General features: G+C 59.3%; 26 protein-coding genes and 1 riboswitch. Of the genes, 15 read left to right on the top strand and 11 right to left on the bottom strand.

Annotation, left to right across the window (positions count from 1 at the left end; translation table 11 throughout):
* Positions 1-27: 27 nt before the first annotated feature.
* Positions 28-105, bottom strand: a riboswitch (SAM riboswitch).
* Positions 106-228: 123 nt separating this feature from the next.
* Both ACR0NZ_RS02080 and ACR0NZ_RS02075 read left to right on the top strand, forming a co-directional pair.
* Complete coding sequence (locus ACR0NZ_RS02080; RefSeq protein ID WP_480516614.1) at positions 229-927, top strand: glutathione S-transferase N-terminal domain-containing protein; 699 nt, start codon at positions 229-231, stop codon at positions 925-927.
* Positions 928-1060: 133 nt separating this feature from the next.
* On the top strand, positions 1061-2017 hold the full coding sequence (locus tag ACR0NZ_RS02075) for a calcium/sodium antiporter (RefSeq protein ID WP_480516612.1): 957 nt from the start codon (positions 1061-1063) through the stop codon (positions 2015-2017).
* 148 nt (positions 2018-2165) lie between these two features.
* On the opposite strand, the gene ACR0NZ_RS02070 is transcribed toward ACR0NZ_RS02075, so the two are convergent.
* Positions 2166-2663, bottom strand: coding sequence for a hypothetical protein (locus ACR0NZ_RS02070; protein WP_480516610.1), 498 nt, complete (start codon positions 2661-2663; stop codon positions 2166-2168).
* Between the two features lie 240 nt (positions 2664-2903).
* A complete protein-coding gene (locus ACR0NZ_RS02065; protein ID WP_480476508.1) occupies positions 2904-3275 on the bottom strand; it encodes an OB-fold nucleic acid binding domain-containing protein in 372 nt (123 codons plus the stop codon).
* Between the two features lie 127 nt (positions 3276-3402).
* On the opposite strand from ACR0NZ_RS02065, the gene ACR0NZ_RS02060 reads away from it, so the two are divergent.
* Positions 3403-3726, top strand: coding sequence for a 2Fe-2S iron-sulfur cluster-binding protein (locus ACR0NZ_RS02060; RefSeq protein ID WP_209504265.1), 324 nt, complete (start codon positions 3403-3405; stop codon positions 3724-3726).
* Positions 3726-4469 carry an FG-GAP repeat domain-containing protein gene (locus ACR0NZ_RS02055; RefSeq protein WP_480516608.1) on the top strand — a complete coding sequence of 248 codons (744 nt, stop codon included), beginning with the start codon at positions 3726-3728 and terminating at the stop codon, positions 4467-4469. The genes ACR0NZ_RS02060 and ACR0NZ_RS02055 overlap by 1 nt, the downstream gene beginning before the upstream one ends.
* A 134-nt stretch (positions 4470-4603) precedes the next feature.
* Here ACR0NZ_RS02055 and purD read toward each other — a convergent pair whose 3' ends face one another.
* Entirely contained in the window at positions 4604-5872 is a 1269-nt protein-coding gene (purD, locus tag ACR0NZ_RS02050; RefSeq protein WP_480516606.1) for a phosphoribosylamine--glycine ligase, read from the bottom strand.
* A 76-nt stretch (positions 5873-5948) separates the two neighbouring features.
* Here purD and xseA point away from each other — a divergent pair, with 76 nt between their 5' ends.
* Together xseA and ACR0NZ_RS02040 are read left to right on the top strand one after the other, a co-directional pair.
* On the top strand, positions 5949-7433 hold the full coding sequence (gene xseA / locus ACR0NZ_RS02045) for an exodeoxyribonuclease VII large subunit (RefSeq protein ID WP_480516604.1): 1485 nt from the start codon (positions 5949-5951) through the stop codon (positions 7431-7433).
* A gap of 3 nt (positions 7434-7436) precedes the next feature.
* Positions 7437-8078, top strand: a complete 642-nt coding sequence (locus ACR0NZ_RS02040) for a glutathione S-transferase family protein (protein ID WP_480516602.1) — start codon at positions 7437-7439, stop codon at positions 8076-8078.
* On the opposite strand, the gene ACR0NZ_RS02035 is transcribed toward ACR0NZ_RS02040, so the two are convergent.
* On the bottom strand, positions 8079-8459 hold the full coding sequence (locus ACR0NZ_RS02035) for a hypothetical protein (RefSeq protein ID WP_480516600.1): 381 nt from the start codon (positions 8457-8459) through the stop codon (positions 8079-8081).
* A gap of 155 nt (positions 8460-8614) precedes the next feature.
* Here ACR0NZ_RS02035 and ACR0NZ_RS02030 point away from each other — a divergent pair, with 155 nt between their 5' ends.
* The 5 genes from ACR0NZ_RS02030 (at position 8615) to ACR0NZ_RS02010 (ending at position 12849) form a co-directional block, all read left to right on the top strand.
* Entirely contained in the window at positions 8615-9253 is a 639-nt protein-coding gene (locus ACR0NZ_RS02030; protein WP_480516598.1) for a lysoplasmalogenase family protein, read from the top strand.
* 58 nt (positions 9254-9311) lie between these two features.
* Positions 9312-10454 carry a signal recognition particle-docking protein FtsY gene (ftsY, locus tag ACR0NZ_RS02025; RefSeq protein ID WP_480516596.1) on the top strand — a complete coding sequence of 381 codons (1143 nt, stop codon included), beginning with the start codon at positions 9312-9314 and terminating at the stop codon, positions 10452-10454.
* An 88-nt stretch (positions 10455-10542) separates the two neighbouring features.
* Entirely contained in the window at positions 10543-11445 is a 903-nt protein-coding gene (locus ACR0NZ_RS02020; protein WP_480516595.1) for an EamA family transporter, read from the top strand.
* Positions 11446-11461: 16 nt separating this feature from the next.
* Positions 11462-12067 carry an inner membrane-spanning protein YciB gene (locus ACR0NZ_RS02015; protein WP_480516594.1) on the top strand — a complete coding sequence of 202 codons (606 nt, stop codon included), beginning with the start codon at positions 11462-11464 and terminating at the stop codon, positions 12065-12067.
* A 113-nt stretch (positions 12068-12180) separates the two neighbouring features.
* Positions 12181-12849 carry a Crp/Fnr family transcriptional regulator gene (locus tag ACR0NZ_RS02010; protein ID WP_480476488.1) on the top strand — a complete coding sequence of 223 codons (669 nt, stop codon included), beginning with the start codon at positions 12181-12183 and terminating at the stop codon, positions 12847-12849.
* A gap of 218 nt (positions 12850-13067) precedes the next feature.
* Here the strand turns inward: ACR0NZ_RS02010 and ACR0NZ_RS02005 are convergent, their stop codons facing one another.
* From ACR0NZ_RS02005 to rpiA, 6 genes are all read right to left on the bottom strand, one after another.
* Entirely contained in the window at positions 13068-14561 is a 1494-nt protein-coding gene (locus tag ACR0NZ_RS02005; protein ID WP_480516592.1) for a Do family serine endopeptidase, read from the bottom strand.
* 127 nt (positions 14562-14688) lie between these two features.
* On the bottom strand, positions 14689-14883 hold the full coding sequence (locus ACR0NZ_RS02000) for a DUF2065 domain-containing protein (protein WP_480476484.1): 195 nt from the start codon (positions 14881-14883) through the stop codon (positions 14689-14691).
* The gene (gene hflC / locus ACR0NZ_RS01995) at positions 14883-15779 is read right to left on the bottom strand and encodes a protease modulator HflC (RefSeq protein ID WP_480476482.1); all 897 of its coding nucleotides are present in this window, start codon (positions 15777-15779) and stop codon (positions 14883-14885) included. The genes ACR0NZ_RS02000 and hflC overlap by 1 nt, the downstream gene beginning before the upstream one ends.
* On the bottom strand, positions 15779-16921 hold the full coding sequence (hflK, locus tag ACR0NZ_RS01990; RefSeq protein ID WP_480476480.1) for an FtsH protease activity modulator HflK: 1143 nt from the start codon (positions 16919-16921) through the stop codon (positions 15779-15781). Before hflK ends, hflC begins: the two co-directional genes overlap by 1 nt.
* 72 nt (positions 16922-16993) lie before the next feature.
* Entirely contained in the window at positions 16994-18352 is a 1359-nt protein-coding gene (gene gor / locus ACR0NZ_RS01985; RefSeq protein ID WP_480516590.1) for a glutathione-disulfide reductase, read from the bottom strand.
* Positions 18353-18476: 124 nt separating this feature from the next.
* Positions 18477-19265 (bottom strand): ribose-5-phosphate isomerase RpiA, encoded by a 789-nt coding sequence (gene rpiA / locus ACR0NZ_RS01980; RefSeq protein ID WP_480493460.1) that lies wholly within the window; start codon positions 19263-19265, stop codon positions 18477-18479.
* Positions 19266-19432: 167 nt separating this feature from the next.
* Between rpiA and ACR0NZ_RS01975 the strand changes: the two genes are divergently transcribed.
* Genes ACR0NZ_RS01975 through ACR0NZ_RS01960 form a run of 4 tightly spaced genes read left to right on the top strand, consistent with a single transcriptional unit; the run spans position 19433 to position 22906 of the window.
* On the top strand, positions 19433-20134 hold the full coding sequence (locus tag ACR0NZ_RS01975; RefSeq protein WP_480516588.1) for a glutathione S-transferase family protein: 702 nt from the start codon (positions 19433-19435) through the stop codon (positions 20132-20134).
* A gap of 1 nt (position 20135) precedes the next feature.
* Positions 20136-21509: an L-serine ammonia-lyase gene (locus ACR0NZ_RS01970; protein ID WP_480476474.1), complete on the top strand. Its 1374-nt coding sequence runs from the start codon at positions 20136-20138 to the stop codon at positions 21507-21509.
* A 20-nt stretch (positions 21510-21529) separates the two neighbouring features.
* On the top strand, positions 21530-21946 hold the full coding sequence (locus tag ACR0NZ_RS01965; RefSeq protein WP_480516586.1) for a GFA family protein: 417 nt from the start codon (positions 21530-21532) through the stop codon (positions 21944-21946).
* 45 nt (positions 21947-21991) lie between these two features.
* Positions 21992-22906, top strand: coding sequence for a DMT family transporter (locus ACR0NZ_RS01960; RefSeq protein WP_480516584.1), 915 nt, complete (start codon positions 21992-21994; stop codon positions 22904-22906).
* On the opposite strand, the gene ACR0NZ_RS01955 is transcribed toward ACR0NZ_RS01960, so the two are convergent.
* Positions 22851-23558 carry a thiamine diphosphokinase gene (locus ACR0NZ_RS01955; protein ID WP_480516582.1) on the bottom strand — a complete coding sequence of 236 codons (708 nt, stop codon included), beginning with the start codon at positions 23556-23558 and terminating at the stop codon, positions 22851-22853. The two genes, ACR0NZ_RS01960 and ACR0NZ_RS01955, sit on opposite strands and share 56 nt — an antisense overlap.
* Positions 23559-23620: the final 62 nt, after the last annotated feature.

Genomic DNA, 23620 nt, shown 5'->3' with positions numbered 1-23620 from the left:
AAAACCCCAGACGCGGCCAAGCGAAAGGGGTCTTTCATCCTGACCTTTTAGCGGTGTTGTTTAGCGTGGCCCGCAATCCGGTAACAAATCGCCACGTAGCTTCAGGATCGCAATACGCCTCGGGCGGTTCTCGGTCAAGCCCGGCCTGCGGTTCGGTCACGCTTTCGTAAGCGGTACTTGCCGAACCGGCAGAAACCCGCATGATCCCCGTCAACATCAGGAGAACACATGGCTGACCCGATTGATCTGTATTTCTGGCCGACACCGAATGGCTGGAAAGTTTCCATCGCCTTGGAAGAGATGGAGCTGCCCTACACCACCCATCTGATCAATATCGGCAAGGGTGACCAGTTCGACCCCGGTTTCCTGAAGATCGCGCCCAACAACCGGATGCCCGCCATCGTCGATCCCGACGGGCCGGACGGCGCACCTATTTCGGTTTTCGAAAGCGGCGCGATCCTGATGTATCTGGCCCGCAAGACCGGGCGGTTCTATGGCAGGACCGAGCGCGACCGGATCGCGGTCGAGGAATGGCTGATGTGGCAGATGGGAGGCGTTGGCCCGATGGCGGGTCAGGCGCATCACTTCCTGAACTACGCCCCGCAACTGGACCCGCCACAGGACCTGCCCTATGCCAAGGACCGCTACCGCGCCGAGGTCGCGCGCCTTTACGGCGTACTGGACCGGCGGCTGGCCGAAAACGAGTATGTCGCGGGCGATTTCTATTCCATCGCCGACATGTCGATCTGGGGCTGGGCCAGCCTGTGGGAAGGTCAGCAGCAGGTGCTGGAGGACAAGCCGCACTTTGCCCGCTGGCTGGAGACCGTCAGCGCCCGCCCAGCTGTTCAGGCCGGACGCGCGCTTTATGCCGAGTTGCGAGGGGATCACCGGGACAAGCAGGCGCAGAGCGTTTTGTTCAAGCGGTAGGCTTGTTCCATGGCCGGTTTTGAGGTCAATCTTACGTATGCTGCGTGATGCGCGAATATCCGCCTTTGCTATTGTATAGGTTTGGCAAATCATTACATGAGCGACGGAAATCCTTCAGAAAGACCCACTCAAGATGTACGCGGCATTATTTGTCGTTTTTGGCCTTGTTGGCTTAGTGGTCGGTGGCGAATTGGTGGTGCGCGGATCGGTTTCTGCTGCCAAGTCGTTCGGTATTTCACCGATGGTCATTGGACTGACACTGGTTGGCTTCGGAACGTCAACACCGGAACTGGTTACAAGCTTGCAAGCCGCGCTTTCCGGTTCTTCAGGCATTTCAATTGGGAATGTTGTCGGCAGCAACATTGGGAACATTCTTCTAATACTCGGCATCGCAGCACTCATCGCGCCTATCGCCGTGAACCCGAGAGCATTCCGCCGGGACGGCACGGCGGTCGTGATAGTAACTCTCCTTTGTTTAAGCGTAGTTCTATACGGCGAAATCAGCCGGCTGATCGGCGCAGGGCTTGTCGTCACCTTGGCGGCCTATCTGGGCTTCACACTGTGGTCTGAGTATAGGTCCGAAGGCACGCCAGCCGCAGCTGTCTACGAGAACGAAGCAGAAGCCGTGATCGGCCCAGAAACATCACTTGCCGTGTCGTTACTAATCACCGTTGCAGGGCTGGCAATCACGATATTTGGGGCAAAGCTCTTGGTGACAGGTGCCGTGTCTCTCGCTGAGACAGCGGGGCTTTCGGAGACGGTAATTGGGCTGACAATTGTTGCAATCGGAACCTCAATGCCGGAACTCGTCACTTCAATCATCGCAGTTCGGAAAGGTGAGGGAGATGTCGCACTCGGGAACGTCTTGGGCAGTAACATCTTCAACATCTTGGGTATCCTTGGCGTAACTGTTCTGGTGCAACCTATGGTCATTCCTGGCGAGATTATTCGTCTCGATATCTGGGTTCTGTGTGCCTCAACGCTTGTCCTTATCGGGTTTGCCCGAAGCGGCTGGTCAATCAGTCGGCGCGAGGGCGGGCTCTTTGTGCTCGCTTACGTTGTCTATCTTGGTGTGCTTCTGGCTCGATAAGCGTTCACTCGGATAGCCTAGCTGTCTAATGAAGCGGACCTTTACAGCGGTGCAGTTATGGCCCGCTTTGTCCCCGTACCAGGTTACTCCGCCCCGCACCAACACGACCAGCACCCCCGGCAGCGAATCCTTGGCGCGGGGCGACCTGTCAGCGAAACTGGAATTCAGGTTCCGCGGGGAAAGACATGGATATGCCTGTCCAGTGCCCATTGCGCAGCCTTGCAACGTTCCGCCCGTCAACACGCATCCGGGTCGTCAGGACAAATGCGGCCTGCCCTTTGCGCGCTCCGGCTTTCTGGGCTGCGCCGTCAGAACGCTCTGCCCTTTCGAAAAGCATCCCATCGGGTTTTGCCGACCGCCGGGACCGAAAGCTCGGGACCAAATGCGGCTTTCGATCCGCTTTCGCCGCCGAGCGCGACGCCTCCATCCGCTTGAGTTGCTGCAACTCCGACCGAAGCCTTTTTGCAGTCTCAACCTGCCTGCGTTCAAAGGAATAAGCGCTTAACGCCTCATCGATCATTCGGGCGGTATGAACATATCCCGCTGAACGCGTGAGTTCCGAGAGCTCAGCCAGACGGTCGGAAATCCGGCTTTCGTCCAGAGAGACGGTATTTTGGAGCGATCCTTGGTGTGTTGCGTTGGGCATCCGAACTGACTCTGAAAAGACGTTGAGTGATGCGCAATCCGGCCCGAGCTTTGACACAAGCCGATGCGCAAAGATGCGTGTCACTACTCGCCCGGTGCCAAAGAGTCGACCATCCCGCGTTCAAGTGGCGGAAAAGCGCCTTAATCGCGCATTTGGGGCATAGAAAACATATCGCCCGCCCTTCAGGCGCGGGTTTGCGGCACTGCGACGGACAATGTCGGATTGATCCGCACAGCAGGCCTAACCCTGCCCCTGCACCAGCAGGTCCAGCATGCCCGAGATATCCTCGATCTCTTCCGCGATCACATGGGTCACCGAATGCGCCCGCTGCATCCGGCCCGTCACCTTCAGCAACCGCCCCGAGATCACCGCACGGCGGAAGCGTTCGTAGATTTTGCGCCAGACCACCACGTTGACGATCCCGGTCTCATCCTCAAGCGTCAGAAAGATCACGCCTTTGGCTGTCCCCGGCCGCTGCCGCAAGATCACCAGCCCGGCCACGGCCACACGCGCCCCTTCGGGCGGGGCCTCCAGCTGGGCGGAGGGCAGACAGGACGGCGGTCGCGGCCAGTCCCGGTTTGAAATCGCGCGGTGAAAAGGGGCAGTAAACATAAGAACAAAAATAGAACAAAATACAGGAAAGTCCAGACACGGCGCAAGGAGTCGCAAATGAGGCTGGAAACACCTAACTCCCTTCACTAAGGAAGGTTTCGAACATCGCAAAAGGAAGACGCACGCAATGGCAAAGATCACCTATGTCGAGCATGGCGGTACCGAGCACACTGTCGAGGTCGCCAACGGACTGACTGTCATGGAAGGGGCCCGAGACAACAATATTCCCGGCATCGAGGCCGATTGCGGCGGTGCCTGCGCCTGCTCGACCTGCCATGTCTATGTCCACCCCGACTGGGTCGAGAAGATCCCGGCCAAGGACGACATGGAAGAGGATATGCTGGATTTCGCCTATGAGCCCGACCCGGCCCGCTCGCGCCTGACCTGCCAGATCAAGGTGACCGACGCGCTGGACGGTCTGATTGTCCAGATGCCCGAAAAGCAGATCTGATGCTGTCCAAAGCGCCGCGTCAACCCGCCCGCCTGTGGCAATGTCGGGTGCGCAGCGCTTTGCTCCCTTTTGGCATGTGGTGCGCGCTGCCAATCGCAGTCCCGGCGGACACCATCACCGACGCTCGCTTCACGGAACCAACCACGCGATACGCGCATGGTGTTTTGGGCGACAACATCGAATACGGCGCGCTGGAACTTGTGGTCAATGACACAGTCGTAACGGTTCGCCTGCCACAGGACCGTGTATTCGAAGACCTCGCGCCGCGTCTGGCAGACATCGACAGGGACGGCGCGGTTGAAGCAATTGTCGTTGAAACGCAGGACACAACAGGCGCTCAGCTTGCGATCTACAACGCCGCTGGCGAAAAAATCGCGGCCACACCTCATATCGGCGCACGTTTCCGCTGGCTCGCCCCGGTCGGTGCTGCTGATCTGGACGGTGACGGCAATATCGAAATCGCCTATATCGACCGCCCCCACCTGGCCAAAACCCTGCGCATCTGGCGCTTCAAAGATGGCGGCCTGACCGAAATCGCCGCTCTGCCCGGCCTGACCAACCACAAGATCGGTGAGGATTTCATTTCCGGCGGCCTGAGGAGCTGTGGTGAACCCCCTGAGATGATCCTCGCAAGCGCCGACTGGTCGCAGATCATCCGTGTTTCCTATCAGGATGGCTGGCATCTGACGGACCTGGGCCCGCTCAAACACCGCGACAGTCTCACATCAGCCCTGAAGTGCTGATCCGCTTCTTCATCTGGCCAAAAGTATCCTGGGGGTGAGCGGTTGAAAGGAAATCGTCCAGTGGACGATTTCGACCGCGAACGCGCGCAGCGTCGGGAGGCCGCAAGGCCGAGGGGGCAAAGCCCCATGCCCGATCATCCCTCCAAAGCGCGCCAGCCGATATCGCTACGATAGAACCCTTCGGGCCAATCCACGGCATCAACCATCTGATACGCCCGGTCGCGCGCCTCTTGCAGCGTTTTTCCGCGCGCGGTCACGTTCAGAACGCGCCCGCCGACAGCCTGCACCTGCCCCGCAGCCTCGCTAGTGCCGGCATGAAACACCATATTGCTGCTGTCCTCGGGCATGCCGTCCAATCCTTTGATGACCGTGCCCTTCTCGTAGGTTCCCGGATAACCTTTGGCCGCCATCACGACCGTCATCGCGTGATCATCAGCCCAGTTGACCCGCATCTCGCCCAGCCGCCCTTCGGCGGTGGCATGCAACAGGTCCATCGCCTGCGCGCCCAGACGCATCATCAGGACCTGACATTCCGGGTCCCCAAAACGGACGTTGTATTCCACAAGGCGCGGCTGGCCGTCCTTGATCATCAGCCCCGCATAGAGAATTCCCTGAAACGGTGTGCCCCGGCGCTTCATTTCGGCAATGGTGGGGCGCACGATTTCTTCCATCGCGCGCGCTTCAACTTCCGCACTCAGAACCGGCGCCGGAGAATAGGCACCCATCCCCCCGGTGTTCAGGCCGGTATCCCCTTCGCCCACCCGCTTGTGGTCTTGTGCCGTGCCGATGGACAGGATGTCTTGGCCATCGCACAGAACAAACAAAGACGCTTCTTCGCCGTCCATAAACTCTTCGATCACGACCTCGGCCCCCGCGCCACCAAAGGCACCTCCGAACATGTCGTCAATGGCGTCAAGCGCCGTGTCTTCGTCCATGGCCACGATCACGCCCTTGCCGGCGGCCAGACCATCGGCCTTGACCACGATGGGCGCGCCCTGTTCGCGGATATAAGCCTTGGCGGGTTCGGGCGCGGTGAACCGCGCATAAGCGGCGGTGGGGGCATGTGCCGCGTCGCAGATTTCCTTGGTAAAGCTTTTCGAGGCTTCCAGCCGGGCCGCTTCGGCAGACGGTCCGAAAACCAGCACCCCGGCTTCGCGCAGGCGATCCGCCACTCCTGCTGCCAAGGGGGCCTCGGGGCCGACAATCACGAAATCAATCGCGTTTTCCTCGGCAAAGCTGACGACGGCCCCGCCGTTTTCGATATCCAGAGCGGCACAATCCGCGATCTGAGCGATCCCGGCATTGCCCGGCGCCACGATCAGACGGTCGCATTTGGGGTTTTGCATCACCGCCCAGGCCAGACTGTGTTCGCGCCCGCCGCTGCCGAGAATAAGGATGTTCATGGGGTCGTCTCCGATCTGCTTGGCCTCGCCTGCGCGGCGTTCTAAGCTGGGTGAGCATTTGAAACAAGGCGCTGAAATGTCCGACCTGCTTGATGACCCGATTCCGGGCCAAAACACCCCTGAATACACGGTTTCCGAGGTATCGGGCGAGGTAAAACGCACGCTGGAAGGCGCGTTCGGGCGAATCCGCGTGCGCGGCGAAGTTGGCCGCGTGTTCAAGGCCCGATCCGGGCACCTGTACTACGACATCAAGGACGACCGGAACGTTTTGGCCTGCACAACATGGAAAGGTCAGGTTTCCAGCCTCTCGGTCGTGCCAGAGGAAGGGCTGGAGGTTGTCGTCACCGGTCGCCTGACCGCTTTTGGCGCGCAATCCAAATACAACCTGAATGTCGATGAAGTTGCCGTTGCCGGTCAGGGCGCGCTTATGGCCTTGCTGGAAAAGCGCAAGAAACAGCTTGAGGCCGAAGGTCTGTTTGCGCCCGAGCGTAAGAAGCCCCTGCCGTATCTGCCGCAGATCATCGGCGTCGTGACATCGCCTTCGGGCGCGGTGATCCGTGACATTCTGCACCGGCTTCGGGACAGGTTCCCGCGCAAGGTGCTGATCTGGCCCGTAGCCGTGCAGGGCGCAAACTGCGCCCCCGAGGTTTCCCGCGCCATCGAAGGGTTCAACCAGTTTACACCCGGTGGCGCACTGCCCCGTCCTGACCTGATCATCGTGGCCCGTGGCGGTGGGTCGATCGAAGATCTTTGGGGCTTCAACGAAGAAAGTGTCGCGCGCGCCGCCGCCGCATCGGAAATACCGCTAATTTCGGCCGTCGGGCATGAAACCGACACGACCCTGATTGATTTCGTCTCGGACCGCCGCGCGCCTACACCCACAGCTGCGGCAGAGCTGGCCGTGCCGGTCCGCATCGAACTGCTCGCCTGGACCGGAGAGCAAGGCGCACGTCTGTCGCGCGCGGCAACGGACGCGGTGCAGCGCCGTTCGCAAAGGCTGCGCGATTTGTCCCGCGCCCTGCCGCGCCCTGACAGTCTGTTGAACTCCCCCAGACAACGCCTTGATTTGATTGCAGATCGCCTGACCCCAGCTTTGACGCGAGGAGTGCAAAACCGTCGCCTGCAAGTGGTGGAACTGTCTGCGCATCTGCGCCCGTCAACTCTGCGCGGTCTGGTTTCGGCCCGTCAGGAATCACTGCGCAACCTGTCTTCGCGCCTGTCCCTGCGACCGATTCAACGCGAGATCGGCCAGCACGCGCAAAACCTTGCCCGGCTTGGTGACCGGCTGAACGCGGCGCAGACCACGCGGCTGGATCGTCTGAAACATCAGCTTGAGGCCACCGACCGCCTGCGCGAAACGCTCAGCTACAAGGCCACGCTGGAACGCGGATATGCTGTGGTCCGCGCAGATGGGAATGTCATCACGACCAAAGCCGAGGCCGCGAAACATACGGCGCTGGACATCGAATTCGCCGATGGCATTCTTGGCGCCGGGACAGCCGCAAAGCAGCCCAACCGGAAAACCAAACCGGATGCACCAGATCAGGGATCGTTGTTCTAAGCCATGCTGACAATCTGGGGCCGCAAAACGTCATCGAATGTTCAGGCCCTGATGTGGTGCGTCGGAGAGCTAGGGCTGCGCTTTCATCGCCACGATGCAGGGCACAGGTTCGGTGGGCTGGACACCGATGCCTTTCGCAAGCTGAACCCGAACGGCACCATCCCAGTACTCCAGGATGGTAATCACCCACCGCTGTGGGAGACCGGCGCAATCCTGCGCTACCTGGCGAATGCCTATGGCGGGAATGCGTTCTGGCCGCGCGACCCGGTCCAACGGGCCGAAGTCGACAAATGGGCGGAATGGGCCAAGATCAACATTGCGATGGATTTCACGGTACCCGTGTTCTGGCAGGTTGTGCGAACTGCTCCGGCGCAGCAGGACCAACACGCGATTAAACAGGCCGTTGCCGCACTGGAAAGCAAACTGGCACTTGCCGATACCCGGTTATCAGAAAACACCTACCTGTGCGGGTCCGATCTGACGCTGGCCGATATTCAGCTGGGACATATCCTCTATCGCTATTACGACATCGCCATATCCCGCAGGGTCCTGCCCAACCTGCGGCGCTATTACGAAAAGCTGACAGAAAGACCTGCATATCAGGAGCATGTCATGCTCAGCTATGATGAGCTTCGGGTGACCTAGTCAGACACCGACGTCGGGGCCATAACACACCATTTCTTCACCGATATCTTCCGCCTCGTACAGCTCGGTCGCCTGCGGGTCGCCTTCAAACTGCGCGACGAGGCCACCGCCGGATCGCGTAAAGACCCAGCATTGGGGATCAAACCGGTCTTCGTAGATGAAACAAATCTGCTCTTCCTGCTGATACCAGACACCTTCCTTGCAATCGCCATCCAGAAAAGACCAGATCACGCGGCGGTTGGGCAAATAGCGTTCGACCCCGTAGACCTGCCCTTCGAACCCGTAAAACAGGGTCTTGCCCCGCGTATAGGTGTCGAATTCGGGGCCGGACAAAGGGGTCTGGGCCACAGCGGGCGGTGCGGCAAAACAGGCGAGAATCATCAGCGCTCGGAACATACGCCCATTGTGTCAGATGCGATCCGGAGACGCCATTCACCCTTTGGCCGAGGGTTGGCGAAACACGCTTAACTCCACGTAAGCGCTTGATTATTTGCCCCACTCGGGATGATGGTATTCGAAAACCGCGGTGAGGTGACATGACAACCCTTCTCTTCTGGATCGCCCTTGGCTGCGCATTGGGATACCTGCCCCTGACGGTCCGACCAGCCAGTTCCTTGCGCACTGTGCTGAAAACCACCTCGGTCGCCGTGTTGGCAGTCATTGCGGTTCTGCAGGGCGGCCCATGGATGCTGGCCGTTGCGCTTGCACTGTGCGCGACCGGGGACGCGCTGTTGTCGCGTGAAACGGATGCCACGTTCATGGCTGGTATTGCCGCTTTTGCCGCCGGGCATCTGGCCTATATCGCCTTGTTTCTTTCGCATCCCGCAAGTTCCGCCAGCCTGATCTGGGACGCCCCCGCGATCGTGTGGTCTCTGATCATTCTGGGCATTGTCATGGCCACCTTGCTTGCCTCTCGGGCCGGAGATCTGAAAGGCCCTGTTCTGGCCTATATACCGATCATCCTTGGCATGGGGATCACCGTGCTGGCGCTGCCCCAGACAGGTGCCCTGCGATGGGCGTTTCCGGCTGCAATCGCCTTCATCGCGTCCGACCTGATCCTTGCAACGGAAAAGTTCCTGCTGCCTGCGAACCATCCCGCCCACAAGCTGACTCCCTATCTGATCTGGCCGCTCTACTGGGGCGCGCAATTTGGGTTCGTCTTCGCTTTTGCGTGACCCTTTGCAACTGCCGCAAATCCGCATTAGGTGAAAGGAACACCTGCGGAGACCAAATATGGCGTTTTTCTCAAAGCTAAAGGACAAGCTGTTCAAATCCTCATCCCGCCTCGAACAGGGGCTGGACGCCATCGTCGAGGATGGTGGCGAGGAAATCGCCGCACCCGACCCAGTCCTCCCCGAACCAGAGCCCGAGCCGCAACCGGTCCCGGAAATTCCGGCCCCTGAACCGGCGCAGGAACCGGCTGAACAACCTGCCCCCGCCCCGGCAGACCCCAAGCCCATGGCCCCTCCGCCGGAAATTCCCGAATCCAAAGGCATCCTGAACCGCCTGTTCAGCCGCGGCGGCGCCGCCACTGAAATGCGCCGCACGCTGGATGACGACATGCTCGAGCAGCTCGAAGAGCTGCTGATCGCTTCTGACATGGGCGTCGACACCGCCCTCCGTGTCACCTCGAACATGGCCGAGGGGCGCTTTGGGCGCAAACTCTCGACCCGGGAAATCAAACAGCTTTTGGCGCAGGAAGTGTCCCGTGTGATGGAGCCCGTGGCCAAGCCACTGCCGATTTACCCCAAACGCCCGCAAGTGGTGCTGGTCGTCGGTGTCAACGGCTCGGGCAAGACCACGACCATCGGCAAACTGGCCAGCCAGTTCAAGCAGGCTGGAAAAAAAGTCGTCATCGCCGCCGGTGATACCTTTCGTGCTGCGGCCGTCGAACAGCTGCAAGTCTGGGGCGACCGCGCCGGGGTTCCGGTTCTGACCGCGCCCGAGGGCTCGGATCCCGCCAGCCTCGCCTTTGACGCGCTGACCCGGGCACAGGCCGAAGGCGCGGACCTGCTGATGATCGACACCGCCGGACGCCTGCAAAACCGCACGGATCTGATGGAGGAGCTGGCCAAGATCGTCCGCGTCATCCGCAAGGTTGACGAGACCGCGCCGCACAACACCTTGCTGGTCCTCGATGCCACCACAGGCCAGAACGCGCTGAGCCAGGTGGAAACCTTTCGCAAGCTGGCCGATGTCTCGGGCCTGATCATGACCAAGCTGGACGGAACCGCCAAGGGCGGCGTGCTGGTCGCTCTGGCCGACAAGTTCGGCCTGCCGATCCATGCAATCGGGGTGGGAGAGCAGATTGATGACCTTGCCCCCTTCGACCCCGAAGAATTCGCCGCCGCCCTGACCGGGCTCGACAAGGGCTGATCCGCCTCTTCATCTGGCCCAAAATATCCTCGGGGGTGTGGGGGCAGACAGCCCCCACCCCTCTCCGCCCTGCAAAAGGTTTGCGTAATTGAGCGACTGGCTGATCTCACTTGAAGGCACCGAAGCGGGTCACCAACTGGCGCTGGCACTGGCGTTGATGGCCGCCTTCCTGCACGCCGCGTTCGGGGCGCTACAGAAAGGCCGCCATGATCCATGGCTGTCCCGCGGCGCCATTGACGCCAGCTATGGCCTGATGGCCGCCCCGTTTGCCTTTTTCGTGGTGCCTTGGCCTGAACCTCATATGTGGCCGATCTTCGCCCTCGTCTGGCTGATCCACATTGCCTACAAGACGCTGCAGGCCGCGGCGTACACCAAGGGGTCCTACACGGTCGTCTATCCCGTCGTGCGCGGGACAGGCCCGCTGTTTACGGTCATTGGTGCCTATCTTCTGTTCGGTGAAACATTCTCGGCCGTTCAGTGGCTGGGCGTGGCCACCCTGCTGGCCGGAATATTTGGGTTGGCCGCCTACAACTTCAGGTTCCTGGAAACCAACAGGGATACGCTGGGCATCGCGTTGACACTGGCGATCATCACGGGCCTGTTTGTGGCGCTTTACACCACCTATGACGCCTATGGCATACGCGCCACCGCCGACCCGTTCACATTTCTGGCCTGGTTCTTCATGATCGACGGCGCGGCGATGCCGGTCTACGCCTTCCTCAGATGGCGCGCGATGACACATCGCCCTGCACCCGGCCCGCTGATGCTGCGGGGTCTGGCCGGCGGCATCATCGCGCCTTTGTCCTTTGGGTCGATCATGCTGGCCACACGGCTGGACAAAGTCGGCGAAGCCGCCGTGCTGCGCGAAACCTCAACCGTCTTTGCGGCGCTGATCGGCTGGCTTGTCCTGAAGGAGACCGTTGGCCCAAGACGCATTGCATTGATGGCATTGATTGCACTCGGCGCCGTAATAGTTGAAATGGGCGGGTAAGCAGCAGGACGTACCGATGACAGGCAAAAAAGATATCAACCCATTTCTGAAACAGGTGCTGGAACTTGGCCCGCCGCTGGCCTTCTTCTTCATCTATCTGCGCTTGCGTGATAACAGCTTTCCGATCGGTGGCACCGAGTATTCCGGCTTTATCATCGCCACGATTATCTTCGTGCCTTTGATGCTGGGGGCAATGGGTATCCTGTGGTACCTGACCGGCCAGCTTAGCCGGATGCAGATTTTCACGGCCTTCATGGTCATTTTCTTTGGTGGCCTGACCGCATGGTTCAATGACGAGCGGTTTTTCAAGATGAAAACCACGCTTGTCTATGGCCTGTTCGCCCTGATCCTTGGCATCGGGTTGCTGCAAAAGAAATCTTATCTGGCTTATGTACTGGATGAATTGCTGCCGATGAAGCACGAAGGCTGGATGATTCTGACGCGCCGCCTTTGCGCTTGTTTCGCCGTTCTGGCCGCCGCAAACGAGTTTGTCTGGCGCACCATGTCGACCGACCTTTGGGTCAAAATCGAAACCTTCGGATTTCCCATCGCGCTGATGGCCTTCCTGATGCTGCAATTCAGCATCCTGCAACGCTATATGGACGACCCGGAACAGAAATAGCTGCCCTGACGTCGCAATACCTGCAAAACAAACAAAATTCTTGGCTTAGCCACCGAGCTATGGGAAGTTGTGTCACCACCCACACTCACACCTTACCCAAGATCGGTGTATACATGACGGCCTTTCCCACCAGCGGCTTCCTTTCGGAGGCCTCCGACGGGCTTAGAGAGATGCTTTCGGCGCAGGCGACCGACATCTCGCTGGCTCAAGGTGAAACCCTATTCGAACAGGGCGATGAAGGCGATTCGCTCTATGCCATTCTGGAAGGCACGCTTGAAGTGTCCTTTCTGGCGATGAGCGGGCGAAAGCTGACGCTGACCCTGATGCGCCCTGGCGAAGTCTTTGGCGAAATTGCGCTGTTTGACAACGGCCCGCGCACGGCGACTATTGCGGCGGCCGAGCCATCGCGCGTTTTGCGCGTACGTCGCAATGACGTCATGAACCAGATCAGAAAACAGCCTGATCTTGCCGTGGATCTGATCCGGTTGGCCGGGGTGCGCATGCGATGGATGGGGTTGCAGCTGAACGAGCAGGTCTTTTTGCCCATGCCCATTCGATTGGCCCGAAAGCTTTTGCATCTGTCGGAATTGCAGGACGACCCAACGCAGCGCATCACCTTGTCGCAGAGCGAACTGGCCGAATTTGTCGGGGCCACACGCGAGGCCGTTTCCAAGACGATCTCGATCTGGAAACGCGACAATATTGTCGAATCCTCGCGCGGCGGATTGCTGATTCAGGATTTCGACGCTTTGCGGGAACTGGCCGATTCCGAACTTATCTGACCCAGTGTGATCTGGTTCACATACGAAGAGGTCGGCGTTGACCTAAGGTGAAGTTGTTACCGTAGGAGGTCAGAGAATCATCCCCGATATCTGTCCACTGATCTCTCCCTGTATCTGAGCCATACGCAATTACCGCGTATGGCTCATTTTCTTTCTGCATGCCTCTTCAGGTGTTCAGGCAATGAAAAAGGCCAGGCGCTTGTCCCGGCCTTTTCTAATCACTCTTCCAGGCTTAGCGCCACAAATCGCGGCTCGCCCCCCCTGCGGACCAAAAGCAGCAGGGATTTCCGCCCAGCCTCTCGCGATTGGTCCATTCGGGCCTCCAGATCCGCGATGGTTTCCACTTTCTGCTGACCCGCTTCGGTAATCAGGTCACCAGCACGCAACCCTTTCGCGTAGGCCTCAGACGCTTCGTCGACATTCGAAATCACCAGACCTTCGGCATCTGCATCCAATCCCATATCCGCGCGCAGCGTATCTGTGAGCGGGGAGATAGTCAGCCCGAGAATATCGGCGTTTTCTTCGACCGGAGCATCTTGCGTTTCTTCTTCGTCATCTTCTTTGCTTTCTGCGTCTTCGCGGCGTCCCAGCGTGACCAGAATTGTCTGCGTGCCGCCATCGCGATGCACAATGACCCGGACAGCTTTGCCGACTTCTGTTTCGCCAACCTGACGGACCAGACCACGGGTGTCTTCGACTTCGACACCGTCAAAGCTGATGATCACGTCGCCTGCTTTCAGACCGGCCTCCTGGGCGGGGCCTTCAGGAACATCGCTGATCAGCGCGCCGCCGGGCTTTTCCAGCCCCATGGCCTCGGCCATGTCCTCGGTCACGTCCTGAATGCGGACACCCAGCCAGCCGCGCCGGGTTTCACCAAACTCGCGCAGCTGATCGACAACCTTCACTACCACGTTCGACGCCATCGAAAAGCCGATGCCGATCGAGCCACCGTTGGGCGACAGGATGGCGGTGTTCACGCCGATCACTTCGCCGTCCATGTTGAACAACGGACCGCCCGAGTTGCCTCGGTTGATCGCCGCATCCGTCTGGATGTAGTCGTCATAAGATCCGCTGAGCGCCCGGTTGCGGGCGGATACGATACCAGCGGATACAGAAAAGCCCTGACCAAGCGGGTTGCCCATGGCAATGACCCAGTCACCCACACGCGCCACGTCGCTGTCGCCGAATTGCACGTATTTCAAGGGGCCGGACGCTTCGACCTTGAGCAGTGCGATATCGGTTTTCTCATCGGTTCCGATGACCTTGGCCACCAGTTCATTTTTGGGCTGCCCGTCGCCGGGGAAGAATTCTATGAGGATTTCATCAGCTTCCGCAATGACGTGATTGTTGGTGACAATAAAGCCATCCTCGGAGATCACAAAACCCGACCCAAGGGCGTTGCTGCGTCGGGGCGGGCTGTTGTCATTGCCGCCGTTGCGATCCTGAAACTCGCGAAAGAAATCCTCGAACGGAGACCCCTCGGGCACGATGCCCTGCGGACCTGTCTGACCTTCGATCAGGGTGCTTGTGGTGATGTTCACCACGGCCGGGCTGATCTTTTCCGCCAAGGGCGCCAGGCTTTCGCTTCTGGCCTGAGCAGAAACCGACTGCGCCAGCACAAGCAGTGTACCTGCAAAGGCCAGCCACATCAGCCGCATCCAAACACTCACATCGTCCCATCGGACGGAAAAACTGCGCGCTTTCGCCTGCACTTGAGCTCTCCTTGTCGACAATCTTGCCAAGGCCTGTATCGGCCTTTCTTAGTTTCCAATGTAGTCAGTTTAACCCGGTGAGCAACTCGGGATCGCAGCGAAATCACCCGCACGTGAAACCGCCCCGTCAAAAGCCCAGTTGATATGCCCCCCAGAGCAGGATCAAACCACTGACAACACAAAGCAACCCGGCCAGACGCCGGGCCTGTACGGGCATGGCGCGCAGCGCCTCCAGCATCCGTTCGATAAGCGAAGGGGCCAGCGCATAGGCCAGCCCCTCGACAATCAGTACCAGCCCGAAGGCCAGAAGGATCATGCCCATTATTCAGAGACCGGAGCCGCCGGAACACTCCGCCCTGTGGGTGAACCCAGGTAATTGAAAAACTCGGAATCCGGGCTCAACACCAGCGAGCTGTTACCGCCTTGCAGCGCATTCTGATAGGCCGTCAACGAGCGGTAAAATTCAAAGAACTCCGGATCGGCGCTATAAGCTTCGGCAAAGATCGCGTTGCGTTCGGCGTCGGCTTCACCGCGGGTGATCTCAGCCTCACGGCGCGCATCCGACACCAGTTCAACCACAGTCCGGTCAGCCTGCGCGCGCACACGTTGCGCCGCCTCGTTACCACGTGCGCGTTCATCTGTCGCTTCACGTTCCCGCTCGGCCTTCATCCTGTCAAATGTGGCCTCAAGGTTGGCCTGCGGCAAGTCGGTCGCTTTCAGGCGCACGTCGATTACGGTGACGCCTAACGCCTGCGCTTCGGCAATCGCGCTATTTCGAATCCGCAGCATCAAGGCTGCACGGTCCGAGCTGAGGATGTCACGCGAGGAAACCGAACCCAGTACTTCGCGGGTTTCAGCACGCAGAATGCGGTCCAGACGATCCTCGGCCACCGGGATACCACCGACGCCAACGGCCTGACGGAACTGTTCCAGATCAGAAATTCGATAACGCGCAAACGCATCAACCACCAGACGACGATCATCCAGCGGAGTAACTTCCAGCGGGTGGACATCGATGGACAGGATGCGGTTGTCATAGCGCACTACTTCTTGAATCACCGGTATCTTGAACGCCAGACCTGGCTCCTCTTTCACCGCGACAACGCGGCCAAATTGTAAAACCAGAGCACGTTCGCGCTCGTCCACGATGAAAATCGAGGAAAGAACACCGACTACCGCGATGAAAACGATCGGCAAAATAAATGTCGTCTTACGCATCAGTTGCTCTCCCCAGAAGGACTACGGCGCAGCTCATTCAGTGGCAGGTAGGGCACGACGCCCTGCCCTTGTCCACTCGAACTCGGGTCTAGAATGATCTTGTCGACGTCACCCAAAATCTGTTCCATCCGCTCCAAGTACAGACGCTTGCGAGTCACGTCCGGTGCCTTGGAGTATTCTTCCAGAACCGCGCTAAAGCGGCTGGCCTCACCCTGAGCACTATTGATTTGTTGGGCGCGGTACCCTTCAGCCTCTTCCAGAATCTGTGCGGCTTCACCGCGTGCCTCGGCCAGCACACGGTTGGCATAAGCGTCTGCCACGTTCTGCAACCGGTCACGTTCTTGCGCGGCAGCCTGGACATCGCGGAAGGAGGCGATCACGTCCTGTGGCGGGTCGGCTTTGTCAAAGTTGACGCGAATGATGTTCACACCCGAATCGTAGCTGTCCATTGTATCCTGAATCAGCACCTGCAAACGGTCTGCGATTACGCCGCGATCACGGTTAAGGATCGGTGCAAGCTCGCTTTGCGCAATGATCTCACGCATCGCGGATTCGGACACGGCTCGGATCGTCTGGCGCGGATCACGCAGATTAAACAGGTACTTGGCCGGGTCGTTGATGTTCCAGACAACCTGATAATCTATGTCGACCACATTCTCGTCGCCGGTCAGCATCAGGCCATCGTCGCTACCACGCGCGCCACCCATGTCTTCGTTCTGTTCGCGGGTCACCGGAATAACCTCGGCGGTTACAAACGGCCATGGCGCAAAGTTCAGGCCCGGATTGCCGACGGCCGAGAATTCACCCAGAAACAGTTCGACAGACTGTTCTTCGGGTTTGACAGTATAAAAGCTCGCAAGCCCCCAGACTACTGCAGCTGCAACAAGGCCAATCGCAACTGTGCCCTTGGTAAAGGCCGGACCGCCACCGCCCTGACCACCGCTACCGCCACGGCCACCGCCGCCACGGCCGCCCATGAGGACGCGCAGCTGTTCCTGGCCTTTTTTCATCAGTTCATCGATCTCGGGAATATGCGGGCCATCGCTTTCGGGAGGCTTGCGCCCGTTCCCGTTGTTACCCTGATTTCCTCCGCCACCGGATGAGCCTCCGCCCCCCCAGGGGCCGCCGCTGTTGCCCGCCATATGTATCTTTTCCTTCGTTTTGGACCGTGTGATCACGGGTTCCCTTGTAACCTGTGTGCGCGCGCTTGCAAATCAAGCCGTGCGCACAGGTTGCCGCATTGTCACCAGTTCTTCGGCCATGACCGGGTGAACTGCAACCGTGCGGTCAAAATCTTCCTTGGTCGCGCCCATCTTTACGGCGATTCCCGCCAGCTGGATCATCTCGCCGGCACCGGGGGCGACAATATGGCAACCCAGCACCTTGCGCGTGGCCTGAGAGACGATGAGTTTCATCAGTACCCGCTGCGTGCCGCCAGCAAAAGATTTCTGCATCGGCTTGAAAGATGTGGCATAAACCTCGATCGGTTCTTGTTCCGCTGCCTCTTCTTCGCTGAGGCCGACAGTTCCCATCTCGGGCTGAGTGAAGATCGCAGTCGGGATCAATTCGTGATCTACCGGTGTCGGATTGCCTTTGAACACGGTTTCCACAAAGGCCATCCCCTCGCGAATCGCGACCGGGGTCAGGTTCACCCGGTCGGTCACATCGCCAATGGCAAAGATCGAGGGAACGGCGGTCTGGCTGTATTCATCCACGATGATCTCGCCCTTACGACCGCGTTCAACGCCCAAAGCCTCCAACCCAAGGTTATCGGCATTCGGCGCACGGCCCGTGGCATACATCACCACATCAAAACTCTGCTCGGAGCCGTTGGTGGCCTTGACCCAGATCTTGTCGCCCTGCTTTTTCATCTCAAGCACATTGGTGCCCAGATGCAGGTCGATGCCGTTCTGGCACATTTCTTCGCTGATCAGTCCACGCGCCTCGTCATCAAAACCCCGAAGGATCTGTGCGCCGCGATAGAACTGAGTCGTCCTGACCCCCAGCCCGTTCATGATCCCGGCAAATTCACAGGCGATATAACCGCCCCCTACGATCAGGATGCTTTCTGGCAGCTTACCCAGATGGAATATCTCGTTCGACGTAATCGCCAGTTCCGAGCCCGGAAAATCCGGAACAACCGGGCGACCGCCAGTGGCGATCAGAATGTGTTTGGCGGTTTTGCGGGTTCCATCGGTCAGCTCGACCGTGTGGGCATCCACAAGGCGCGCACGCTGGTCAAAGCTTTCGACGCCGTTGTTCTTCAGGATATTGCGATATATCCCTTCCAACCGATCAAGCTCGGCCACCAGCTTGCCGTGGAAAGTGTTCCAGTTGAACGCGCCGGGCTGAATGTCCCAGCCATAGGCCTGCGCATCCCCGACCATGCTTGAATACTCGCTGGCAAAGACCATCAGCTTCTTTGGCACGCAGCCCCGGATCACACAGGTGCCGCCATACCGGTCTTCTTCGGCCAGCGCGACCTTGGCACCGGTTTCGCCCGCCGCAACACGCGCCGCGCGGACCCCGCCCGAACCTCCGCCGATGACAAAAAGATCATAGTCAAAGCTCATGCCGGGTTCCTTCGTTCAACTTTCAAAGTTCTCTGGATATCTGGGCGTAAAAAAGCCTGTGCCAACCCCCGACGCGGAAAATTCGAACTTTCATAGCCACTTGCCGAACGGAACTGCACGAAACTCAGTCCGAAAAATCGGAAAACAGGTTATCGCGCGATCCGCTGAGCAGCTGATCCATCGCAACTGTGCCCGCGTTGATATCCCGCAGCTCGACCCGGCCATCGCCATGGCCGATCACGACCTTATCGCAGATGTCGATAAACAGGCCATTTTCCACAACACCGGGCACCTGGTTCAGGATCAGCGCCATCTGGCGCGGGTTGCCGATGCGCTTGAGGTGCAGGTCAAGGATGTGGTTACCCTCATCCGTTACAAACGGAGCCTCGCCATTCATGCGCAGCGCCGAGGATGTCCCAAGCACATCCATTGTATCCAGGGCCTCCTCAATCAATGTGCGCGTTGTCTGCCAGCCAAAGGGAATGACCTCGACAGGCAGTGGAAAGGCCCCCAGAGTTTCAACTTCTTTGCCTGCATCGGCGATGACGATCATCTGATCGCTGGCGGTGGCCACAATCTTTTCCTGCAGATGCGCACCGCCGCCCCCCTTGATCAGGTTCAGGTCCTGATCGAACTCATCCGCGCCGTCGATGGTCATGTCCAGCCAACCGGCCTGATCCAGTGAAATGACGTCAATACCAACCTCGCGGGCAAGCTGCGCCGTGCGGGTCGAGGTTGGAACACCCTTAATCCGCAGGCCGTCTTCGCGCACCCGTTCACCCAGACGGCGCACCAGCCAGGCGGCTGTCGATCCTGTGCCAAGGCCCACGCGCATCCCGTCTTCGACCATGTCGGCGGCACGGTACGCGGCAACGTATTTCGCAGTGTCGATTGGCGACAGATCTCTGGTCATGGCAGCTTTCCCAGTTTATTCTGACGGAGTTATAGGGAATGCGTCAGGCGACTGCGACCCCATTTTGCGATCCGACAGGTGTTAAGATGTCTCAGGACTACGCGTTTCCTGTCGGAAAAGTCGCAATCATGTCTTACACCCACATCTTTGCGCTGTAAGTTGCGCGCATGTTGACCCCGTACCGCCTGCACTATGCCCCTGACAACGCCTCGCTGGTGATCCGGCTGGCGCTGGACGAGATGGGCGTGGCTTATGAAACGGTGCTGGTGGACCGCCGCCAGAACGAGCAGGACAGCGACGCGTATCGGTCGCTTAATCCCAACGGGCTGATCCCGGTTCTGGAAACGCCGCAGGGCCCGATCTTTGAAACCGCGGCGATCCTGCTTTGGCTGACGGAGCGCCATGGTCAACTTGCCCCGACGGCGGATGATCCTGAACGCGCCGGATTTCTGAAATGGCTGTTTTTCGCGTCCAACACGTTGCATGCGGATCTGCGCATCCTGTTCTACGCTGAAAAATACATAGACGCCTTTCAGGCCGACACGCTGCGCGCGGGCATCCGACCCCGGTTGCTGCAGCACTTGCGGCTGCTGGATGCGCTGGCGCAACGCGGGCCTGAGTGGTTTCGCGCAGGTGTCCCATCGGTTCTGACCTATTATGTCGCCTGCATGATGCGCTGGATGGCCCTGTACCCCGTAAGTGCTGACCGTAGCTGGTATCAACTGGCCGACACGCCGCATCTGCAGAAAGTGCTTCTGCACCTTGAGACATGCCCCGCCACCCGTTCGGCAATCGCTGCGGAAGGTTTGGGCGTTACACCCTTCACATCCCCTACTTACGCTAATCCCCCGGAAGGCTCGGCTATCTGATATGTTCCTATCTGTCTTCGATATGTTCAAAGTGGGCATTGGCCCGTCTTCATCGCACACAATGGGCCCGATGGTGGCCGCGGCGCGCTTTTTGGACATGATGCGCGCCTCCCCCTTTGAATTTACAGGCCTGAAAGGATCGTTGCACGGCTCGCTTGCCTTCACCGGTGTCGGTCACGCGACCGATCGGGCGACCATTCTGGGTCTGGCGGGTTTTGTTCCTGACACCTATGACAATGAAAAGGCCGAGGCCGCGCTGGCTGATATCGCCCGCACGCACACGGTCACGCCCGAAGGCCTGCCGACGCTTCATTTCGATCCCAAGGCGGATCTGATCTTTGACTACGACAACAATCTGCCCGGACACGCCAACGGGATGATCCTGATGGCCACCGACGCACAGGGCGATGTGATCCTGCGGCAGGTGTTCTATTCGATTGGCGGCGGCTTTGTCCTGACCGAGGAAGAACTGGCCGAGGGGAAAGACACCGACGAAGGCGACCCGGTCCCGTTCCCGTTCAAATCCGCCGCAGAAATGCTTGAGATGGCCAAATCCAGTGGCAAAAGCATTGCCGGGATGAAGCGCGCAAACGAGATCGCGCGGGGCTGCGCCGACAGTTTCGCGAAAGGCTCGGCCCGTTTGTGGGACGTCATGAATGCCTGTATCGAACGTGGCTTGACCACTGACGGCATCCTTCCGGGCGGGTTGAAAGTGCGCCGCCGCGCGAAAGGCATCTATGATGCGCTGATGGCCGAGCGCGGCATGAACCTGACCGCGCCGCACACGATTAACGACTGGATGAGCGTCTATGCCATGGCGGTCAACGAGGAAAACGCGGCGGGCGGGCAAGTTGTCACCGCGCCCACCAACGGGGCCGCAGGTGTTCTGCCCGCTGTTCTGCGCTATTATCTTGATCATGTACCGGGCGCGTCCGAAAGTCATATCGAGGATTTCCTGCTGACCGCGGCGGCCATTGGCGGGTTGGTGAAATACAACGCCTCAATCTCGGGTGCCGAAGCGGGATGTCAGGCCGAAGTTGGCAGCGCGGCCGCCATGGCGGCAGCCGGGCTTTGCGCCGTGATGGGGGGAACCCCCGAACAGGTGGAAAATGCCGCCGAGATCGCGCTGGAGCATCATCTGGGCATGACCTGCGACCCTGTTGCCGGGCTGGTTCAGGTTCCTTGTATCGAACGAAACGGGCTGGGGGCCATCAAAGCGGTCTCAGCGGCCTCGCTGGCCTTGCGCGGAGATGGTCAGCATTTCGTGCCGCTGGACGCGGTGATCGAGACGATGCGCCAGACCGGCCATGATATGCATGAGAAATACAAGGAAACGTCGCTGGGTGGTCTGGCTGTGAACGTACCGAACTGCTGAAACCGAAAGTGAGGGACGACATGCGTGGACATTGTCTGTGCGGCAAGATCCGGTTCGAGGTCGACCCTCCGGTACTGTCATGCGTCAGCTGCCATTGCGACAGTTGCCGTCGCCAGTGCGCAGCGCCGATGACAACGTATTTCGGAGTTCACGATGGCCATTGGCGGTGGACCGGTGAAGAGCCCAAGCGTTTCAACTCCTCTCCCGGTGTCGAGCGCAGCTTCTGCCCGCACTGCGGCACGCCAATGTCCTTCCGTTCAACCGCCATGTCGGATGTGATGCACCTTTTTGTCGCGACGCTGGACTCTCCTGAAGCGCTGGAACCTACGTTACATGTCGCGCATGAAGAAAAGCTGAAATGGCTGAAATTGGAGGATGGTTTGCCTACCTGCAACGGGCCGGATTACACCAAGTTTCAGCCCCTGGCCGACCGCTGACAACAGCGCTTCCCTCTGCGTTGCGAAACAGTTAGCGTCGCGCTCATGACTCAGGACAGACCCGTCTTTGGCATCTTTTTGATGCTCGGTTTTTGCGTGCTCGCGCCCTTGGGGGATGCGATGGCGAAGCTGTTGGGCGAGACCACGCCGCTGGGTCTGCTGGTCACGGTGCGTTTCGCGGTGCAAGCGGTGATCCTGATCCCGCTGGTTGCGGTGACGGGGCGACCCTGGCGGATGCGCGGACGGATCCTGCGGCTGACCCTGCTACGGGCGCTGCTGCATATCATCGGCATTTCGGCCATGTTCAGCGCGCTGCAATTCCTGCCCTTGGCGGACGCCGTTGCTATTGCTTTCGTCATGCCATTCATCATGCTGCTGCTGGGCAAATATGTTCTGGAGGAAGAGGTCGGTTCCCGCCGTCTTGCCGCCTGCATCGTCGGGTTCATTGGCACATTGCTGGTCATTCAACCCAGCTTTGCCGAGGTGGGTGCACCTGCGTTGCTGCCACTGATCGTTGCCGTAGTCTTTGCCTTGTTCATGCTGGTCACACGGCAAGTCGCGAAAGAGACCGACCCGGTGTCGTTGCAAGCCGTGTCCGGCGTATTTGCGACAGTCCTTCTGGCTCCGATCCTTCTGATTGGCACGCAAATGAACATTCAAGAGCTCTCGATGACCCTGCCGTCCAGCGACCTGAACTGGCTGCTGATTGCGATCGGGGTGTTGGGTACGGTCGCCCATCTGCTGATGACGTGGTCGCTGCGCTATGCGCCCTCTGCTACACTGGCCCCGATGCAATATCTGGAAATCCCGGTTGCAACCCTGATCGGATGGGTGATCTTCAGCGACCTGCCCGACGGATTGGCTGCAGTTGGCATCGTCATTACCATTGCCGCAGGCCTGTACGTCATTCTGCGCGAGCGGGCCAGCGCCCGGTCTGCCCCGACAGAAACACCTGCATAAGCGGATCGAGTGCAGCGCGCGGGATCATCACCAGCAAGCCCGGCCCATCCATCTTCAGCTCGACAGGTGCCAGTGCGCGGTTGGACGTTCCCACCTGCCCGTCCGGCCGAAAGGCCAGATCGTCAATCGGCCATTCCAGCCCGGTACTACGCCCCGTTACTGGCTGCATCGGAAACAGCGAGACCACTTCGCCGGGCGCAACCGGCAGCTTGATCTCTGGCGGTGCGTGAAAAACCAATTCACGTTCGCCCAGCAATATGCAGGCCTGATCCTGCCGCCGGACCAGAACGTTCAGAACGGCCAGTTGATGATCAAGCCGCCCGCCAAGAAACCCAACCCCCAGAACCAGCGGAGCGTGCAGATTGCGCAGAGCCTTGTCGAAATCGGTGCTGTCCTGTTCGCGGATGGCAAACAGGCGATCCGCGGGAATTTTTGCTTGCGTCGCTTTGCTCAGCGAATCGAAGTCACCAATCACCGCATCGGGAATCCGGCCTGATTCTGTCAAAACGTCCGCTCCGCCATCGGCGGCAACGACCGAATTGACGCGATTCAGCACCAGATTCAGGTCTCCAGATCCGATAAATCCACCTCCGAACAGCCCAATTGGATCGGCAGAGCGTACAATTGTCTTGATTTTCCTAAGATTGGCCATTTTTCCCGGATTTGGACACATTAAGACCACAAAATGATAGGTTCATGCATAAAGTTCAGAGC

Source organism: Ruegeria sp. AE3 (assembly GCF_056542225.1).
The sequence above is the reverse complement of the archived record's forward strand: the minus strand, read 5'-3'. Positions and strand labels throughout refer to the sequence as shown.

What these genes read in the sequence shown, in the direction of transcription:
- ACR0NZ_RS02080 (WP_480516614.1), top strand. Translation starts at nt 229, where the DNA reads ATGGCTGACCCGATTGATCTGTATTTCTGGCCGACACCGAATGGCTGG.
- ACR0NZ_RS02075 (WP_480516612.1), top strand. Translation starts at nt 1,061, where the DNA reads ATGTACGCGGCATTATTTGTCGTTTTTGGCCTTGTTGGCTTAGTGGTC.
- ACR0NZ_RS02070 (WP_480516610.1), bottom strand. Translation starts at nt 2,663, where the DNA reads ATGCCCAACGCAACACACCAAGGATCGCTCCAAAATACCGTCTCTCTG.
- ACR0NZ_RS02065 (WP_480476508.1), bottom strand. Translation starts at nt 3,275, where the DNA reads ATGTTTACTGCCCCTTTTCACCGCGCGATTTCAAACCGGGACTGGCCG.
- ACR0NZ_RS02060 (WP_209504265.1), top strand. Translation starts at nt 3,403, where the DNA reads ATGGCAAAGATCACCTATGTCGAGCATGGCGGTACCGAGCACACTGTC.
- ACR0NZ_RS02055 (WP_480516608.1), top strand. Translation starts at nt 3,726, where the DNA reads ATGCTGTCCAAAGCGCCGCGTCAACCCGCCCGCCTGTGGCAATGTCGG.
- purD (WP_480516606.1), bottom strand. Translation starts at nt 5,872, where the DNA reads ATGAACATCCTTATTCTCGGCAGCGGCGGGCGCGAACACAGTCTGGCC.
- xseA (WP_480516604.1), top strand. Translation starts at nt 5,949, where the DNA reads ATGTCCGACCTGCTTGATGACCCGATTCCGGGCCAAAACACCCCTGAA.
- ACR0NZ_RS02040 (WP_480516602.1), top strand. Translation starts at nt 7,437, where the DNA reads ATGCTGACAATCTGGGGCCGCAAAACGTCATCGAATGTTCAGGCCCTG.
- ACR0NZ_RS02035 (WP_480516600.1), bottom strand. Translation starts at nt 8,459, where the DNA reads ATGATTCTCGCCTGTTTTGCCGCACCGCCCGCTGTGGCCCAGACCCCT.
- ACR0NZ_RS02030 (WP_480516598.1), top strand. Translation starts at nt 8,615, where the DNA reads ATGACAACCCTTCTCTTCTGGATCGCCCTTGGCTGCGCATTGGGATAC.
- ftsY (WP_480516596.1), top strand. Translation starts at nt 9,312, where the DNA reads ATGGCGTTTTTCTCAAAGCTAAAGGACAAGCTGTTCAAATCCTCATCC.
- ACR0NZ_RS02015 (WP_480516594.1), top strand. Translation starts at nt 11,462, where the DNA reads ATGACAGGCAAAAAAGATATCAACCCATTTCTGAAACAGGTGCTGGAA.
- ACR0NZ_RS02010 (WP_480476488.1), top strand. Translation starts at nt 12,181, where the DNA reads ATGACGGCCTTTCCCACCAGCGGCTTCCTTTCGGAGGCCTCCGACGGG.
- ACR0NZ_RS02000 (WP_480476484.1), bottom strand. Translation starts at nt 14,883, where the DNA reads ATGGGCATGATCCTTCTGGCCTTCGGGCTGGTACTGATTGTCGAGGGG.
- hflC (WP_480476482.1), bottom strand. Translation starts at nt 15,779, where the DNA reads ATGCGTAAGACGACATTTATTTTGCCGATCGTTTTCATCGCGGTAGTC.
- hflK (WP_480476480.1), bottom strand. Translation starts at nt 16,921, where the DNA reads ATGGCGGGCAACAGCGGCGGCCCCTGGGGGGGCGGAGGCTCATCCGGT.
- gor (WP_480516590.1), bottom strand. Translation starts at nt 18,352, where the DNA reads ATGAGCTTTGACTATGATCTTTTTGTCATCGGCGGAGGTTCGGGCGGG.
- rpiA (WP_480493460.1), bottom strand. Translation starts at nt 19,265, where the DNA reads ATGACCAGAGATCTGTCGCCAATCGACACTGCGAAATACGTTGCCGCG.
- ACR0NZ_RS01975 (WP_480516588.1), top strand. Translation starts at nt 19,433, where the DNA reads ATGTTGACCCCGTACCGCCTGCACTATGCCCCTGACAACGCCTCGCTG.
- ACR0NZ_RS01970 (WP_480476474.1), top strand. Translation starts at nt 20,136, where the DNA reads ATGTTCCTATCTGTCTTCGATATGTTCAAAGTGGGCATTGGCCCGTCT.
- ACR0NZ_RS01965 (WP_480516586.1), top strand. Translation starts at nt 21,530, where the DNA reads ATGCGTGGACATTGTCTGTGCGGCAAGATCCGGTTCGAGGTCGACCCT.
- ACR0NZ_RS01960 (WP_480516584.1), top strand. Translation starts at nt 21,992, where the DNA reads ATGACTCAGGACAGACCCGTCTTTGGCATCTTTTTGATGCTCGGTTTT.
- ACR0NZ_RS01955 (WP_480516582.1), bottom strand. Translation starts at nt 23,558, where the DNA reads ATGGCCAATCTTAGGAAAATCAAGACAATTGTACGCTCTGCCGATCCA.